We start from the raw sequence: 16324 nt of genomic DNA, 5'->3' as shown, positions 1-16324 counted from the left end.
TCAGCCCTTCGCCGGGTCGGGCGGCGGGGAGCGGTCCTCGCGCAGGGACCGGAACAGCTCGGAGGCGGCGGGCTCGTCCGGCACGTCCCGGTCCGGGTCCGCCGTGTACGGCTTGCGGGGGACGGTCCGGTAGTCCACCTGGCCCTCCGGGACGGCGCGGAGCCGCGTCACCAGGTCGTACAGCTTGCCGAGCGAGTCCAGCTCCGAGTCGGCGGTGATGGAGGACGTGACGGCGTCCAGCACCGGATAGAGGCGGGCGGGGTTGAACAGCGTCCCGCTGCTGCGCAGCTTCGCCGCCAGCAGGCCGAGGAAGGCCTGCTGGCGGGTCATCCGGTTGGTGTCGCTGCCGTCGCCGACGTACTCGCGGGCCCTCACGTAGGCCAGCGCATCGGTGCCCTGCAACAGGTGCGGCCCCGCGGACAGGTCGAGGCCCACGTTCGGGTCCCGCTCCGCCCGGGGCAGGTCCACCTCGACGCCGCCGACCGCGTCCACGATCCGGCTGAACCCCTCGAAGCCCACGACGAGGTGGTGGTCGACCCGGATGCCCGTGAGGTCCTCGAAGGTGCGGATCGTGCAGGCCGCGCCCCCGAGGTCGAAGGCCCAGTTGAACTGCGCGTACTGGGCGCGGCTGGCGCCCCCGCCGGCCCGCGGGCAGCTCGGGATGGACACCATCAGGTCCCGCGGCACGCTGACCACCTGGAGGCGCTTCCCGTCCCCGGCCAGGTGCACCAGCAGCACGGTGTCGGAGCGCGCGCTGCCCAGCTCGGGACGGTAGTCGGAGCCCATCACCAGGATGTTCTGGGCGTTCCCGGAGGACTTGGGCCGCAGGCCGGCCTGGTCCGCGAGGGCCTTTTCTGTCGCGGTGTCCGTGCGGAGGTTCCCGTCCAGCCGGACGTAGGCCCACCAGCCCAGGCCGATCGTGAGGGCCAGGACCGCGGCGACCGCCACGGCCAGCAGCCGCAGCACCCTCCGGCGCCGGTGCGGTGACGGTGCGTCGGCCGGCGCGTCCTCCGGTGTACCGGGCGGGGGAGTCCCCGGTGCGCCGGTCACCGTTGGTCGGCCCGTTCGGTGACCGGCCGTCCGGTGCCCGAATCGCCGTGTCCTGCCGTTCGCGCCGCCGTGCCCATCGGACCGCCGCCTTCCGTCCGGAGTAAAGGATGCGTGCCGCACCCGCAGGGTTCTTCCTGCTGTGTGAGAGTGATTGCCAGGAATGTCCCTGTTCACGTTTATCTGACATCTTTTACTCCTAAAGGGGTGTCAAGTGGCGATCTCTGTTCCGCGCCCGCCGTCCGAACGGCGATCGGTCAGAAGGCCTCCCGCCAAGCGGGCGATCGACATCGTCGGCGCCACGTCGCTCCTCCTGCTGTTCCTGCCGGTCATAGCGGCCGTCTTCCTGCTCCTCAAGGCCACCTACCCCGGCCCCGTGCTCTTCCGCCAGGTCCGCGCCGGCCTGCACGGCAGGCCCTTCTGCATGCTGAAGTTCCGCACCATGCACCTCGGCGCCCACGCGGCACGGGCCGCCCTGGCCGCGCGCAACGACTCCGACGGCCACCTGTTCAAACTGCGGGACGATCCCCGGGTCACCCGGATCGGCCGCCACCTGCGCAGGCTCTCGCTCGACGAACTGCCCCAGCTCCTCAACGTGCTCCGCGGGGAGATGTCGCTCGTCGGCCCGCGGCCGCTGCTGCTGGAGGACTCCGACTACACCGGGCGCGCCCGGGACCGGCTGCTCGTCCTGCCCGGCCTCACCGGCCTGTGGCAGGTGCGGGGCCGCTCGAACCTGCCGTGGGAGGAGATGCTCCGACTGGACCTGCACTACGTCGAGAACCTCTCCCTCCGCCTCGACGCCAGCATCCTGCTCCGAACCATCCCCGCAGTGATCACCAGCCGCGGGGCGCACTGAGGGCACCACGAGGGGCGCCGGGGGCGCTCCTCAGGCTTTTGGCCTGAAGCGCGCCCCCGGCGCCCCTCGTGGTGCAACCTCTACGGTGCGACCTCGCGGTGCAACCTCTACGGTGCGACCTCGCGGTGCAACCTCTACGGTGCGACCTCGCGGTGCAACCTCTACGGTGCGACCTCGCGGTAGAGGTGCTCGACGCTCCGCAGCCAGGTGGTCTCGGTGAAGTGCTCCTCGAAGACCCGGCGGCAGTGCGCCCGCAGGGCCGGGAAGCGGGTGCCGGCGGAGGCGAGGACGGGGCCGAGCGGCTCGTCCCAGGAGACCACCGCGCCCGTGCCGCGGGACCTGACGGTCTCGGCGACCGACGAGCCCTCGAAGGCGAGCACCGGGAGTCCGGCGGCGAGTGCCTCGACCTGCACCAGCGGTGCGCCCTCCAGGCAGCGGCTGGGGAAGACCAGCCCCCGCCAGCCGGGCAGCCGGCCGCGGAGCCCGGCGCGGTCCAGCCGGCCGAGGAAGCGGACCGACCGTGGGGCCGCCGCCTTCGCCCGGTCGAGGAGTTCGCCCTCGCCCACGACGTCCAGCGGCTCGGTGGCCGGCCAGCGCTCCAGCAGTTCCAGGACGCCCTTCTCGGCGGTGAGCCGGCCCGCGAAGAGCCACCGCTCCCCGGTGCCGCCGACCGGCGGGGGCGCCGGGTCGTCGACGAAGTTGGGGATCAGTGCGGCGCGTTCGGCCGCGAGCCCGGCCCGCCGGTAGGTGCGCAGGCTCAGCTCGGATAGCAGCACCAGCCGGTCGGCCCGGTGCAGCAGCGGATCGCCCTCCGGACCGCGGCGGTTGGCCCAGGCGAGCGGGGCGGTGGCGAGCCGCGACTCGCGGTAGCAGCCGTGCCGGACGCCGGCGAAGCGGTCGCCGTCCGGGCATGCGGTGCACGGGGAGCCGTTCCGGTAGAGGGTGGCTCCGGCGCACAGCGGACGGTAGTTGTGCAGGGTGGCCACCAGCGGGCCGTGCCAGTCCCGGACCCAGTCGCGGCCGAAGTTCGGGAACAGGTTGTGGACGTGCACCACGTCCGGGCCGAAGGCCCGCAGCTCCGCGACCGGGGAGCGACCGCGCCCGGTGGCGACGGTGGCGGCGGCCCGCAGCGGGTAGAGCCTGCTGCGGGCCAGGTCGTCGGTGTGGGCGGCCACCACGGTCACCTCGTGGCCCGCGGCCCGCAGCGCCCGCGCCTGGTCCCGGACGGCCTCGTTCTCGCCGCTGGGCTGGGCGGAGGCGTAGAAGCTGTGCACCAGTGCGATCCGCAGCGGGCCCATCGGTCAGTCGGCCTCTCTCATCCGGGGCGGGCGAAGCGCGATCCGCGCCAGGTACTCGGGGTTGTTGCGCAGGTAGCGCCGCCACAGCCGGCGGGGCTCCCGGGCGAGACGGTACGACCACTCCAGGCCGCGCTGCTGCATCCACGCCGGGGCGGGGCGCTGCAGTCCGGCGTGGAGGTCGAAGGCGGCCCCGACGCCGAGCAGCACGGGAGCCGTCAGCAGCGGCCGGTGCGCGGCCATCCAGCGCTCCTGCTTGGGCGTCGACAGGCCGACCCAGACCAGGTCCGCACCGCTGTCGTTGATCCGCCCGACGATCTCGGCGTCCTCCTCGGCGGTGAGCGGCCGGTACGGCGGCGAGTGCGTGCCGGCCACCCGCAGCCCGGGGAAGCGCGCGCACAGCCGCTCGGCGAGCAGCTCCGGCACGCCCGGCCCGGCGCCGTAGAAGTACGAGCTCCAGCCCCGTTCGGCGGCCCGGGCGAGGACGTCGAGCATCAGGGCGGGGCCCGGCACCCGGCTCATCGCGGGGGCGCCGGCCCGGCGCCCGGCCCACACCATCGGCATGCCGTCCGGCACGGTCAGCCCGGAGGCGTTGTGGATGCGCCGCAGCGCCGGGTCGCGCTGCGACTCCATCACCCCGTGCACGCCGGTGACGCAGACGTAGCCGCGCTCCCCGGTCTCCACCCGGCGGCCGATCTCCTCGACCGCGGTGCCGGGCGTCACGGCGCTGATGCCGACGCCCAGCACGTCCACTCGCGGCAGTGCCGCCATCAGCGCTGGTAGGGGCGGCCGTCGAGGCGGGCCCGCACCTGGTCGTGGACCCAGCGGTAGGTCTGCTCCAGGCCGTCGAGCAGTGGGATCGACGGCGCCCAGTCGAGTTCCTTGGCGATCCGGGTGTTGTCGCTGTTGCGCCCGCGCACGCCCAGCGGGCCGGGGATGTGGCGGTGCTTCAGCCGGACGCCCGCGACCTCCTCGACCAGGGCGTACAGCTGGTTGATCGTCACCAGCTGGTCGGAGCCGATGTTCAGCGGCTCGGTGCTCGCGCTGCGGGCCAGCCGCAGGGTGCCGGCCACGCAGTCGTCGATGAAGGTGAAGCTGCGGGTCTGCTCGCCGTCGCCCCAGATCTCGATCCGGTCCGTGCCGGTGAGCACGGCGGTGGCGACCTTGCGGCAGGCCGCGGCGGGGGCCTTCTCCCGCCCGCCGTCCCAGGTCCCGTACGGGCCGTAGACGTTGTGGTAGCGGCCGGCGCGGGTGGTCAGGCCGTAGTCCTCCCGGAAGTGCCGGGCCATCCGCTCGGAGAAGAGCTTCTCCCAGCCGTAGCCGTCCTCGGGCATCGCCGGGTAGGCGTCCTCCTCGCGCAGCGGGAGGACGTCCGCATCGGTCTGCTTGTCGGCGGCGTAGACGCAGGCGGAGGAGGAGTAGAAGTACCGCCCCGCACCGTGATCGCGGGCGGCGAGCAGCATGTGGGTGCTGGAGAGCACGGACAGCATGCAGGCCGCCTTGTTGCTCTCGATGAAGCCCATGCCGCCCATGTCGGCCGCCAGGTGGTAGACCTCGCCGGCACCACCGGCCATGGCCTCGTCGCAGGATTCGCGGAGCGAGAGGTCCCGGACGAGGTTCTGCGCCCCGGCGTGGACCTGGTACCAGTCCTCCTGGGGTTTGCGGTCCACGGCCCGCACGGTGAGGCCCTCGGCGAGCAGCGCACCCGTGAGGTGCCCTCCGATGAAGCCTCCGGCGCCCGTCACCACGGCATCGACATCAGCCACGGTTCGATCTCCCTTCCCGGCAAATGAGACAATTACCTGGAAAGGGGTATATCTGGGCTGAAGGGGCGTCAGCCCCCGCTCCCGGCGGGCCCCCGTTCGCGCCCATCCATTCGGCCCAACCGTGCACCCCCGGCCGCGCGCTGCGGGTGCACCACCCAGGGCGCTGGGGGGTGCACCACGAGGGGCGCGTGGGGGGAACCTCCCCCCACGCGCCCCTGAAGTGACCACCCAAGCACCTTTGAAGACGGCTCCTGATGCCTCCGGTTCAGCGGCCGGGGCGGGTGGGCCACGGGGTCGGCAGCTTGTCCGCCGCCTCCGCGAGGTGGGCGGTGATCACCAGGGTGCCGTCCTCGACCTGGTAGTCGAGCGGCGCCGCCAGCTTCCGCATGGTGGAGATCAGCCCGGTGTTGGAGGACTGGGTGACCGCGTACACGGTGGCCACCCCGGCCTCCAGGGCGAGGGCCGACATCCGGCGCAGCAGGTCCACGCCGAGGCCCTGCCGCTGCCAGGTGTCCTCGACGAGCAGGGCGACCTCGGCACCGTCGTCGTCCCACATCAGGTGGGCGAGGGCGACGATCCCGCCGTCGGAGTCCTCCACCGCGAGGGTCTGCCCGTGCCGCGGGTCGAGCAGGTGGTCCAGGTAGCGGTCGGCGTCCTTCACCGGGCCGTGGTAGCGCTTGCGCAGGGTGTCGGAGGAGCAGCGCCCGTGCATGGCCAGTGCGGCGTCCTTGTCGCCGGGCTCGGCACGGCGGACGGTCAGGTCGCCGGCCGGCCGGGCGAGCCGGGCCTCGACCTTGGGCACCCGCGGGCCGAGCAGGCTGTCCAGTTCGACGAGGGCCTGGCCGCGGGCGAACTCGGTCGGGGTGAACGGCAGGTGCGGCCGGGTCAGCTCGATGAGGTCGCCGCCGGGGACGGGCAGCCGCATGGTGTGCCCGTCCACGCCGGCCGGGGTGGACCGTCCGCGGTCGGGGTACTGCCGGATCGTGCAGCGGCCGAACAGCTGCCGCAGGGCGACCGGCAGCTCGGCGGCGTCCAGCGCGGTGCGGGTGGCGAGCGCCAGCACGTGGGTGGGCGCGTCCACCAGGTCGTGCGCGTCGGCGCGGTCCGTCCAGATGTCGGTGCCGCCGGCCGCGGCGACGGCGGCGGCGAGTTCGGTGCGGTCCAGGGTCTCCGGGGCGCGGACGAAGAACTCGTCGACCGTCCCGGCGGCCAGCGGGTGGGACTGCATCGAGATGATGTTGACCCGGTGCACGGCCAGCGCGGTGCACACCCGGGCCAGGCTGCCGGGGGAGTCCTCGACGGTCGTCCGGATGCGCCACAGCACGGTGGCCTCGAGGCCGTCCAGGGGGTCGCTCACCGCGGCCTCCCCGGGCGGGGCATGGGTGTGGGGCGCCGGAGGTCCGTGCGGCCGCCGGTGCGCCCACCAGCCGTGGAACACGGCCGTGGCGAGCATGGCGACGGCCGACACGACGAGCAGCACCGGGCCGTCGTGGCCGTGCACGACGACGTTGGCGACGAGGTCGGCGGTGGCGACGGCGAGGAAGACCGCCGCGAGTTCGACGGTCTCTCTGCGCCAGCGGTGGGTACGGGCGGCGCGCCGCTGGGCGCGCGAGGGGCCGGTGGCCGCAAGGGGTTCACGAGTGTCCATGCAGCCATCGTGTCGCGCCGGTGTTTCACGATCACGAATCCCCCGTGACCTGACGGTAAATGTCTCCGGGATGTGCCCGGTGGCATGATCGGGGCACGTCAGCAGGTGCGGTCGGTGCCCGGACGGCCCGTCAGCTCCGCGCCCGCGGCCAGCACTTCGTCCACGAGCAGCCGGATGTCGGCCTCCGTGGTGGTCGCGTTGAGCAGGCAGGCGCGGAGCATCTCCCGGCCGCGCAGCACCGCGCCGGTCACGAACACCCGGCCGCGCAGCTGGACGGCGGCCGGCAGCTCGCGGTTGAGCCGGTCGACGGCCTCCTCGTCCAGCCCGGCGGGCCGCAGCCGGAAGGCGACGATCGAGGTCTCCACCGGGGCGAGCAGTTCGAGCTCCGGCTCGGCCTCGACGAGTTCGCCCAGCCGGCGGGCGAGGGCGGTGGTGTGCGCGATGTCCGCGGCCACGCCGTCGCGTCCGCGGTGGGCGATGGACGCCCAGACCTTCAGCGAGCGGAACGGCCGGGTCTGCTCGGTGCCGTACTCGGAGAACCAGCCGAGCGAGCCGGCCGCCTCGTCGCGCAGGTAGGAGGGGACCAGGCTGAAGGTGCCGCGCAGCCCGTCGGTGTCGCGGACGAGTGCGCAGCCGCAGTCCACCGGCACGCCGAGCCACTTGTGCGGGTCCAGGGCGAGCGAGTCCGCACGCTCCATGCCGGCGTAGCGGTGGGCGATCGCCGGGTCGAGCACGCCGAAGGCGCCGTACGCGCCGTCGACGTGCAGCCACAGGCCCTCGCGCTCGGCGATGTCGGCGATCGGGTGGAACGGGTCGACGGCGCCGGTGCCGACCGTGCCCGCGGAGGCGACGACCAGGAACGGCAGCCGGCCGGCCGCCCGGTCCTCGGCGATCGCGCGTTCCAGGGCGCCGGTGTCCAGCCGGCCGTCCGCGTCGGTGCCGACGGTGCGCAGGTGGCGGCTGCCCAGGCCGAGCAGCTCGGCGGCCTTGCGGACACAGGAGTGGGTCTCGCCGGTGACGTAGCCGACCAGCGGCGGCAGGGCCGCCATGCCCTCCTCGCGGACGTCCACGCCGGCCTTCAGGGCGGCCCGGTTCCGGGCGGCGGCGAGGCAGACGATGGTGGCCATCGAGGTGCCGGAGGTCAGCAGGCCGCCGCCGGCCGGGTGCGGGAAGCCGACGAGCTCGGCGATCCAGCGCACCACCGCCCGCTCCAGGTGGACGTCGGCGTGGTCGCCGCCGGCCGAGCTGGGGTTCATCGCGGAGGCGGCCAGGGTGGCGAGGATGCCGGCGGGCTGCGGGGCGGAGTTCACCCAGCCGAAGAACCGCGGGTTGCCGTTGCCCATGGGGGCGGGCATGACCTGCTCGGCGATGGTCTTGAGCAGCCCGTCCAGGTCGGTGCCGGCGTCGGGCAGCGGCAGGTCGAGCAGGGCCCGGCGGTCGGCGTCGGCCATCGGCTGCCAGACCGGCCGCCCGGGCAGGCCCTCCAGGTAGTCGGAGACCAGGTCGGCGGCGGCGCGGGCGGCGGTGCGGAATTCCTCGGACGTCATGGCGGTGCGCTCCAGCAGTGGGGTGGGGAAGCCGCGGCGCGGCGTCCTCGGCGCACCTGCATGGAGATCGTACGCTCCTTACATCTGCACAGGTGAGGCAGCCACTCAGGTGCCCCCACGCGCCCCAGGGGTACGACTCAGTCCAGGGTGCTGGAGAGCCCGCCTGCGGAGCGGCAGTAGCCGGCGATCTCCTTGTCGGTGATCTGCGAGCACAGCTTGGCGGCGGCGCCGGACTCGGTGTAGTTGACCGTCCAGTAGCTGAGCATGCCCTGGGCGCAGGCCTTGCGCTGCCAGGCGTCGGCGGCGGTGGCGCACTGCTGGGCCGCCCAGTCCGCGCGGTCCAGGTTGTACTTCATGGTCCGCGAGCCGACCCCGCGGCTGCAGTCGTTGGCGCCGCCGCCGGCCTGTGCGTTCAGGCACCACTTCAGGGCCCCGGCGAAGGCCTCGGGGTGGTTGGCGTAGTCGTGCGAGCTGAGGTAGAGGGTCGGCGCGTAGAAGAAGCAGGCGGACTGGAAGAGGGCCGGCTGCTCGGGGCAGGGGTAGAGCGGTTCGGCGGCGAGCTTGTCGGCGGGCAGGTTCGCCTTGGCCTTCTCGTCCTCCTCGTCCGGGGCGAAGAGCTGCATGAACAGGCCCTCGGAGCAGGTGATCCGCCGGCTGGTGGTGGGGAACTTGTTGCACAGGTCGCGGGCGGACGGGATGTCCTGCTTGGTGACGAACATGATCCCGTGGCCGACGCCGTGGATGCACGGCCCGGTGTTGGCGGGCGCGCACAGCGTGAGGATGTCCTGCTGCGGGTTCTTGGAGGCGGCGAGCATCTCCTCGACCGCGCCGTGCAGGTAGCCGGCCGCGCAGGTCTCGTGCGGGAAGGAGATGACCTTCTGGAAGTCCTCGTGGTACCGCTTCACCGCCGTGTGGCCGAGCTCGTGCGCGATCGGGTGGCAGAACCGCACGGTGTACGGCTTCTCCTTGCTGATCTTGTCGAGGTCGGCGAGCGCCACGCCGGGGTCGGTGGCGTCCATCTCCGCCACCAGCTTGTTGCGCAGGGTGCTGCGGGTCCACACCGCGGGGTCGCCGGTCGGTGCGGCGGCGGGGGCGGCCCCGCCGCCGGGGGCGGCCTGGGTGGTGGCGGGTGCGCCGGCCGCGGCGGGCGCGGTCTCCGGCGTCCACCGGGTGACCGTGACCGCCCCGATCCCCAGTACGGCGAGCAGGACGGCGGTGACGATCGCGAAGATCCGCGGCTGCATGCTGGTGATTCCCCCGGTGGTCGACGACGGACGGGCGGCACACCCATCCTGACGGCGGCAGGGCCGATTGCACGGACCGGCTGCCGCCGAACGGTGAAGTGTCGGCACCGTCGGACGACGGAGTTCCCCCGGACGGCGGAACGGCCCCCTGCCGACACATCATCCCCACCGTCTCACACCACGAGTGACAGGTCGTACGTTCGCAGCCACTCGTCGAGGCCGAGCACCACCTCGGTGGCGGCCCTGGCGTACTGCGGGTCGGCGCCGGGCGCCAGCGCGTCGGCGGTGGCGCGGCGGTCCAGCAGAGCGGCCGCGGGGGCGGCCGGGTCGGCGGCGAGCCGGCCGAGCGCGGCCTGCAGGGCACGCGGGTAGCGGGTGTCCTGGATGGCCGGGTACGGGCTCTTGGGCCGGTCGGCGACCGCGTCCGGCAGCAGGTCGCGGACGGCGGCCCGCAGCAGGCTCTTCTCCCGGCCGTCGAAGACCTTCGTCCGCCACGGCGCGTTGAAGACGTACTCCACCAGGCGGTGGTCGCAGAACGGCACCCGCACCTCGAGCCCGCAGGCCATCGACAGGCGGTCCTTGCGGTCCAGCAGGATGCGGACGAACCGGGTCAGGCTCAGGTGGGTGAGTTCGCGCATCCGGCGTTCGACCGGGTCGGTGCCGGGCAGCTGGGGGACGGCGGCGATCGCCTCCCGGTACCGGTCGGCCCGGTAGGCCTCCAGGTCGAGCTTGCCGAGCAGGTCGGGGCCGAGCAGGCCCTCCCGGGGGCCGGCGCCGAGGCCGGCCGTGCGGGCCAGCAGGGCGGCCCAGGGGAAGGTCCCGGAGGCGATCAGCGCCGGGTCGTGGAACCACGGGTAGCCGCCGAACAGCTCGTCCGCCGACTCGCCGGACAGGGCGACCGTCGACTCCCGCCGCACCTCGCGGAAGAGCAGCAGCAGCGAGGTGTCCATGTCCCCGAAGTCGAAGGGCAGGTCACGGGCGCGCAGCGCGGCGGCCCGGTGCGCCGGGTCGCTGAGTGCGGCGCTGTCCAGCTCGACGGTGCGGTGCTCGGCGCCGACGTGGGCGGCGAGCAGCCGTGCGTACGGGCCGTCGGGGGTGCCGCGCATGGTGTCGGGCCGGAATTCCTCGCTCTGCCCGGTGAAGTCGACGTCGAAGGTGCGGATCGGGCCGCGGCCGTCGGCGTCCAGCGACCGGGCGGCGAGCGCGGTGACGGCGCTGGAGTCGAGGCCGCCGGAGAGCAGCGCGCACAGCGGCACGTCGGAGATCAGCTGGCGGCGGACGGTGTCCTCCAGCAGGCCGCGGACGGTCGCCACGGTGGCCGGCAGGTCGTCGGTGTGCTCGCGGGCCTCCAGCGTCCAGTAGCGGCGGGCGGCCATGCCGGCCCGGCGGACGGTCACCAGCTGGCCCGGCTCGACCTCGGCGATCCCCCGGTAGACGGTGTGCCCCGGGGTGCGGGTGGCGCCCAGCAGCTCGCGCAGCCCGGCCAGGTCGGTCTGCGGGCGGATCGCGGGGTGGGCGAAGAGCGCCTTGGGTTCGGAGCCGAAGACCACGCCGTCGGCGGTGCGGTGGTAGTACAGCGGCTTGACGCCCATCCGGTCGCGCACCAGCAGCAGCTCCTCGCTGCGGGCGTCCCACAGGGCGAAGGCGTACATGCCGTTCAGCCGGTCGGTGAAGGCCGGGCCCCACTGCAGGTAGGCGCGGAGCACCACCTCGGTGTCGCTGCGGGTGCGGAAGCGGTGGCCGGCCAGCTCCAGCTCGGCGCGGAGCTCGCGGTGGTTGTAGACCTCGCCGCCGTAGGTGAGGACGGCCGGGGTGTGCCCGTCCTCCTCGGCGGCCATCGGCTGGGCGCCGCCCGGCGGGTCGATCACGGCGAGTCTGCGGTGGCCCAGCGCGGCGTGCCGGGCGAGGTACAGCCCGGCGCCGTCCGGGCCCCGGCAGGCCATGGTGGCCGTCATCGCCTCCAGCACCGGCCGCTCCCCGGTGAGGTCCCGGTCGAACGCCACCCACCCCGCGATCCCGCACATCTCTGCCTCCGCCGATGCCGTTGCGTGTACGGACCACTACGCTACGATGTCGCGCTCGGCGCCCGCAAGGGTGTTCGACAGGGCCGAACGTCGGAATGCCTGCCCGATTTCGGGCAGGATTCTTGGGTATTCGGCGATCGGGTGCATAGGCTCCTGGTCCGTGCCCGCCTCACCGCACCCTCACGAAGACCTCCTCGCCCACCTCACCCGCACCAGCCCGCTGGGGCCGGGAGAGGCCGCGCGAGTCGTGGCGGAAGTGCTGGCGTACTTCTCCGAGACCACCGAGGAGTACGTCCGCCGCCGCCACGGTGAGCTGCAGGCACGTGGCCTGACCAACGAGCGGATCTTCGCCCGCCTCGGCGCCGAACTGGCGTCCCGGCGTGTTGCGGCGCCCGAGCTGTCCACCCGGCAGCTGCGCCGCATGGTGTACGGATGAGCCGCCGACCGCTGTGAAACCGAAGGAGTCCCACCCATGTGCGGAATCGTGGCCTACATCGGCCCCAAGGACGCGACCGCCTTCCTGCTGGAAGGCCTGCAGCGACTGGAGTACCGCGGTTACGACTCGGCCGGCGTCGCTGTCACCGGCAAGCAGGGCGCACTGAAGGTCTGCAAGGCGAAGGGCCGCGTCGCCGACCTCGCCGCCGCCGTCCCCGCCCGCTTCAAGGGCACCACCGGCATCGGCCACACCCGCTGGGCCACCCACGGCGAGCCCAGCGACGCCAACGCCCACCCGCACGTCGACAACGCCGAGAACATCGCCGTCGTCCACAACGGCATCATCGAGAACGCCGACGAACTGCGCGCCAAGCTCACCGCCGAGGGCGCCGTCTTCTCCTCCGAGACCGACACCGAGGTCCTCGCCCACCTGATCGCCGCCCACCGCATCGAGGGCACCGAGCTCGAGGACGCCGTCCGCGCCGCCCTCAAGCACGTCGTCGGCACCTACGGCATCGCCGTCGTCGACGCCCGCCAGCCCGACCGCATCGTCGTGGCCCGCAACGGCAGCCCGATCGTCCTCGGCCTCGGCGAGAAGGAGATGTTCGCCGCCTCCGACGTCGCCGCCCTCGTCCGCTACACCCGCCAGGTCGTCCACCTCGAGGACGGCGAACTCGCCGTCCTGCGCGCCGACGGCTTCCGCACCTTCACCGAGGACGCCCGCACCGTCACCCGCCAGCCGTCCACCGTCGACTGGGAGGTCGCCTCCTACGACACCGGCGGCTACGAGCACTACCTGCTCAAGGAGATCCACGAGCAGCCCGCCGCCGTCGAGCGCACCCTCTCCGGCCGCCTCGACGAGCGCTTCGCCACCGCCCACCTCGGCGGCCTCAACCTCGACGCCCGCGAACTCCGCGAGATCCGCCGGGTCAAGATCCTCGGCTGCGGCTCCGCCTACTACGCCGGCGAGATGGGCGCCCAGCTCATCGAGGAACTCGCCCGCATCCCCGCCCACAGCGAGCCCGCCTCCGAGTTCCGCTACCGCAACCCCGTCATCGAGGCCGACACCCTCTACGTCGCGGTCAGCCAGTCCGGCGAGACCTACGACACCCTCGCCGCCGTCCAGGAGATCAAGCGCAAGGGCGGCCGCGTCCTCGGCGTCGTCAACACCGTCGGCAGCGCCATCGCCCGCGAGTGCGACGGCGGCATCTACCTGCACGCCGGCCCGGAGATCTCGGTAGCCTCCACCAAGGCCTTCACCTCCACGGTGATCGCCTTCGCCCTGCTCGCCCTGCACTTCGGCCGCATCCACGACCTGTCGCCCGCCGACGGCCGCCGCATCGTCGCCGCCCTCAAGGCCCTGCCCGACCACATCCGGCAGATTCTCGACCAGCAGGACGAGATCGCCAAGCTCGCCGCCGAGTACGCCGACAACTCCGGAATGATGTTCATCGGCCGCGTCCGCGGGTACCCGGTCGCCCGCGAGGGCGCCCAGAAGCTCAAGGAGATCAGCTACGTCCACGCCGAGGCGTACCCCGCCAGCGAGCTCAAGCACGGCCCGCTCGCGCTGATCAGCCCCGAACTCCCCACCGTCGCCCTCGTCCCCGACGACGAGCTCCTCGACAAGAACCTCACCACCCTCGGCGAGATCAAGGCCCGCTCCGGCCGCGTCCTCGCCATCGCCCACCGCGCCCCCGAGACCAAGCTCGCCGACCACTGCATCGTCGTCCCCAAGAGCGAGCCCGAACTCGACCCGCTGCTCCTCAACATCCCCCTCCAGCTGCTGGCCTACCACGCCGCCGTCGCCCTCGGCCGCGACGTCGACAAGCCCCGCAACCTGGCCAAGTCCGTCACCGTCGAATAACCGAGTGACAAACAGGGGCGCGTGGGGGCACCTCCCGGCCGAAGGCCGGGGGAGAACCGTGCAGTTCCCCGCGCCCCTCGGCGGTGCCTAACCGTCCTGGAGGATGGCGGCGATGCCCCGGTGGGCGAGTTCCTCCTCGTGGCGGTGGCCCAGTCGGGGGGCCAACTCGAGGGCCTGCCGGTGGAGTCGCAGGGCCTCCTCGGGCAGGCCGGCGAGCCGGCAGGTTTCGGCGTAGGCGTTGAGGAAGCGGATCTTCCAGTGCTCCTCGAAGAGTTCGTCCAGCAGGGCGAACGCCTCCCGGTGGCGGGCCAGGGCCTCCTCGTAGCGGCCCATCTGCCGCAGGGCGACGCCGAGGCAGTTGAGGCACCACGCCTCGTTGTGCAGGTGCCTGTCCTCGCGGGACAGCTCCAGCGCCCGGTGCAGGTGCTCCACCGCCTCGTCGGGCGCCTCCCGGGCGACGGCCACCCCGAGGGTGATCCGGGCCGTCAGCGTGGGCGGCCATGCGGGGTCGGTGTGGGGGACGTCCAGCCCGGGCCCTCCCGGGCGCTGCGCCGCCTCCTCGCGGTGCCCCAGCTGCAGCAGCGCCCACGCCTCCGCCGCGGCCGCATGGGCGGCACCCGCAGGGCAGCCGTCCTGCTCGTACAACTTCCCTGCCAGCCGGAAGAGTTCGAGCGGTTCCTCGACGTGCCCCTCGTCCCATCGCAGATACCCGCGCCGCACGGCCAGTTCGGCCTCGGAGCGGACGTCCCCGACCCGGGACAGCTGCGGCAGCGCGGCCTCGTACGCGGCGCCGGCCTCCGCCATCCGTCCCGCGTTGTAGCGGGCGAAGCCCAGATCGCTGTGGGCCTCGCCCAGTTGCCTCGGATCGCCGAGCCGTTCGGCGGCGGCCAGCGACCGTTCGAAGAGGACGTTGAGGTGCGTGGTGCCGCAGCGCCGCGCGAAGTACGCCCGCAGGAACCGCGGCAGCTCGCAGACGTGCACGTCGGCCCCGACGGCCGCGGCCGTTTCGAAGGCGGCGATCATGTTCTCGTACTCCGAGGCGAGCCACCCGAGGGCCGCGTGCTTGTCCGCGAACTGCGGCAGTGCGGCCGGGGGCCTGCCTGCGGAGGGCGACCGGCCGGAGGACAGGAACGGCATCGCGGAGTCGGCGGCTGCCGCCGCGTGCACGTAGAAGTCGAGCACCCGGCCCAGCGCCCGCTCCAGCTCGGCCGGCTGGTCCTGCTGCCCGCAGGCCCGGCGCGCGTACCCGCGGACCAGGTCGTGCAGGCGGTAGCGGCCGGCCGTGGGCTGCTCCACGAGGTGGGCGTCGAGCAGGTCCTCCAGCACCGCCCGGGCGCTGTTCAGCGGCATGTCGGCGGCGGCGGCCGCCACGTACTCGTCGAAGGACGCCCCGGGCAGCAGGCCCAGCAGCCGGAACAGCCTGGCCTGGGCCCGGTCCAACTGCCGTACGGACATGGCGCATGCGGCGTCGAACTCGTCCACGCCCTGCGACATCCGCTCGACCAGGATGCCCACCGTCCAGCCCGGCCGGTGCCGCAGCCGGGCCGCGGCCAGCCGCAGGGCCAGCGGCAGGCGGCCGCACAGCCGCAGCACCTCGGCGGCGGACTCCGGGTCGCGGCCCAGCCGGCTGCCGGGGCCGCCGGGGTCGCCGCTGGCCCGGGCCAGCAGCTCCGCGCTCTCCTGCGGGCTCAGTACGTCCAGTGACACCGGCGGCACCTCGTCGAGGCCCACCAGCCGGTTGCGGCTCGTGATCAGGGCGACGGACGGCCCGGCGCCCGGCAGCAGCGGACGGACCTGCTCCGCGTCGGCGGCGTTGTCGAGGACGACGACGGCCCGCCGGCCGGCGAGCTCCGACCGCCAGCACGCCGCCAGCTGCTCGACGCCCTCCTGCGGGACCCGCTCGGACGGGACGTCCAGCGCGCCCAGCAGCATCCGCAGGGCGGAGTCGGGATCGAGCGGCTCCCGGCCCTCGGTGAACCCGTGCAGGTTCACGTACAGCTGGGCGTCCGGGAACCGGTCGGAGAGCCGGTGCGCGGCGTGCACCGTAAGGGAACTCTTGCCGACGCCGGCCATGCCGTCGACGGCGACCACCCCGTGGCTCTCCACCGCGGCGAACACGGCGGCCAGTTCGGCCTCGCGCCCGGTGAAGTCCGGCAGGTCGCGCGGCAGATCGTTGCGGGGCCGCGGCTGCACCTGGCGGCTGCTCTTCGGCGGCGCCGGCAGGGGGTTCGAGGAACGCTCCCACAGCGGGCGCAGCGGGCGCGGGTCGCGCTTGGCGATGCGGCAGAGGGCGACCACCGCGGGCCACGGCGGCACGGTCCGGCCGTTGAGGTACCGCGACAGGGACGACGAGCTGAGGCCGGTGTCCCGCGCCAGGGCCCGTACCCCGAGCCCGGACAACTCCTGGAGCAGCCGCAGCCGTTCGGCCAGCTCCTCCAGCGGTCCTGCCTGCGCCGCCTGCTCCTGCATGTCCATCGGCCCCCCGTCTCGCACTGTCCCGTTCCGGCAGAAGTCTCCCCGGCCGGGTCGCCGCTGATCAAGGCCGTTCCGGGTGTCCCACGGTGTCCCACGGCCCTCGCCGGGGCGGCCCGGCCCGGC

Annotated in this window: 12 protein-coding genes; 3 read left to right on the top strand and 9 right to left on the bottom strand. The window is 73.7% G+C overall.

The window, feature by feature from the left end:
- Entirely contained in the window at positions 1 to 966 is a 966-nt protein-coding gene (locus ACQ614_RS06400) for an LCP family protein (RefSeq protein WP_431677313.1), read from the bottom strand.
- A 295-nt stretch (positions 967 to 1261) separates the two neighbouring features.
- On the opposite strand from ACQ614_RS06400, the gene ACQ614_RS06395 reads away from it, so the two are divergent.
- A complete protein-coding gene (locus ACQ614_RS06395) occupies positions 1262 to 1903 on the top strand; it encodes a sugar transferase (protein WP_431677312.1) in 642 nt (213 codons plus the stop codon).
- A 161-nt stretch (positions 1904 to 2064) separates the two neighbouring features.
- Here the strand turns inward: ACQ614_RS06395 and ACQ614_RS06390 are convergent, their stop codons facing one another.
- The 7 genes from ACQ614_RS06390 to asnB form a co-directional block, all read right to left on the bottom strand.
- The gene (locus ACQ614_RS06390; protein WP_431677311.1) at positions 2065 to 3201 is read right to left on the bottom strand and encodes a glycosyltransferase; all 1137 of its coding nucleotides are present in this window, start codon (positions 3199 to 3201) and stop codon (positions 2065 to 2067) included.
- Between the two features lie 3 nt (positions 3202 to 3204).
- Entirely contained in the window at positions 3205 to 3969 is a 765-nt protein-coding gene (locus ACQ614_RS06385) for a WecB/TagA/CpsF family glycosyltransferase (protein ID WP_431677310.1), read from the bottom strand.
- A complete protein-coding gene (locus ACQ614_RS06380; RefSeq protein WP_431677309.1) occupies positions 3969 to 4964 on the bottom strand; it encodes an NAD-dependent epimerase/dehydratase family protein in 996 nt (331 codons plus the stop codon). The genes ACQ614_RS06385 and ACQ614_RS06380 overlap by 1 nt, the downstream gene beginning before the upstream one ends.
- A gap of 265 nt (positions 4965 to 5229) precedes the next feature.
- The gene (locus ACQ614_RS06375; RefSeq protein ID WP_431677308.1) at positions 5230 to 6612 is read right to left on the bottom strand and encodes a GNAT family N-acetyltransferase; all 1383 of its coding nucleotides are present in this window, start codon (positions 6610 to 6612) and stop codon (positions 5230 to 5232) included.
- Positions 6613 to 6710: 98 nt separating this feature from the next.
- Positions 6711 to 8159: a pyridoxal phosphate-dependent decarboxylase family protein gene (locus tag ACQ614_RS06370; RefSeq protein ID WP_431677307.1), complete on the bottom strand. Its 1449-nt coding sequence runs from the start codon at positions 8157 to 8159 to the stop codon at positions 6711 to 6713.
- A 137-nt stretch (positions 8160 to 8296) separates the two neighbouring features.
- Positions 8297 to 9403, bottom strand: coding sequence for a hypothetical protein (locus ACQ614_RS06365; RefSeq protein ID WP_431677305.1), 1107 nt, complete (start codon positions 9401 to 9403; stop codon positions 8297 to 8299).
- Between the two features lie 173 nt (positions 9404 to 9576).
- Positions 9577 to 11427: an asparagine synthase (glutamine-hydrolyzing) gene (gene asnB / locus ACQ614_RS06360; RefSeq protein WP_431677303.1), complete on the bottom strand. Its 1851-nt coding sequence runs from the start codon at positions 11425 to 11427 to the stop codon at positions 9577 to 9579.
- Positions 11428 to 11587: 160 nt separating this feature from the next.
- Here asnB and ACQ614_RS06355 point away from each other — a divergent pair, with 160 nt between their 5' ends.
- The gene (locus tag ACQ614_RS06355; RefSeq protein ID WP_363491911.1) at positions 11588 to 11863 is read left to right on the top strand and encodes a hypothetical protein; all 276 of its coding nucleotides are present in this window, start codon (positions 11588 to 11590) and stop codon (positions 11861 to 11863) included.
- A gap of 36 nt (positions 11864 to 11899) precedes the next feature.
- The gene (glmS, locus tag ACQ614_RS06350; RefSeq protein WP_363491910.1) at positions 11900 to 13726 is read left to right on the top strand and encodes a glutamine--fructose-6-phosphate transaminase (isomerizing); all 1827 of its coding nucleotides are present in this window, start codon (positions 11900 to 11902) and stop codon (positions 13724 to 13726) included.
- 87 nt (positions 13727 to 13813) lie between these two features.
- Here glmS and ACQ614_RS06345 read toward each other — a convergent pair whose 3' ends face one another.
- Positions 13814 to 16201: a tetratricopeptide repeat protein gene (locus ACQ614_RS06345; RefSeq protein ID WP_431677300.1), complete on the bottom strand. Its 2388-nt coding sequence runs from the start codon at positions 16199 to 16201 to the stop codon at positions 13814 to 13816.
- Between the last annotated feature and the right edge of the window lie 123 nt (positions 16202 to 16324).

The organism is Kitasatospora dryopteridis, from assembly GCF_050749075.1.
Lineage (GTDB): Bacteria > Actinomycetota > Actinomycetes > Streptomycetales > Streptomycetaceae > Kitasatospora.
The sequence above is the reverse complement of the archived record's forward strand: the minus strand, read 5'-3'. Positions and strand labels throughout refer to the sequence as shown.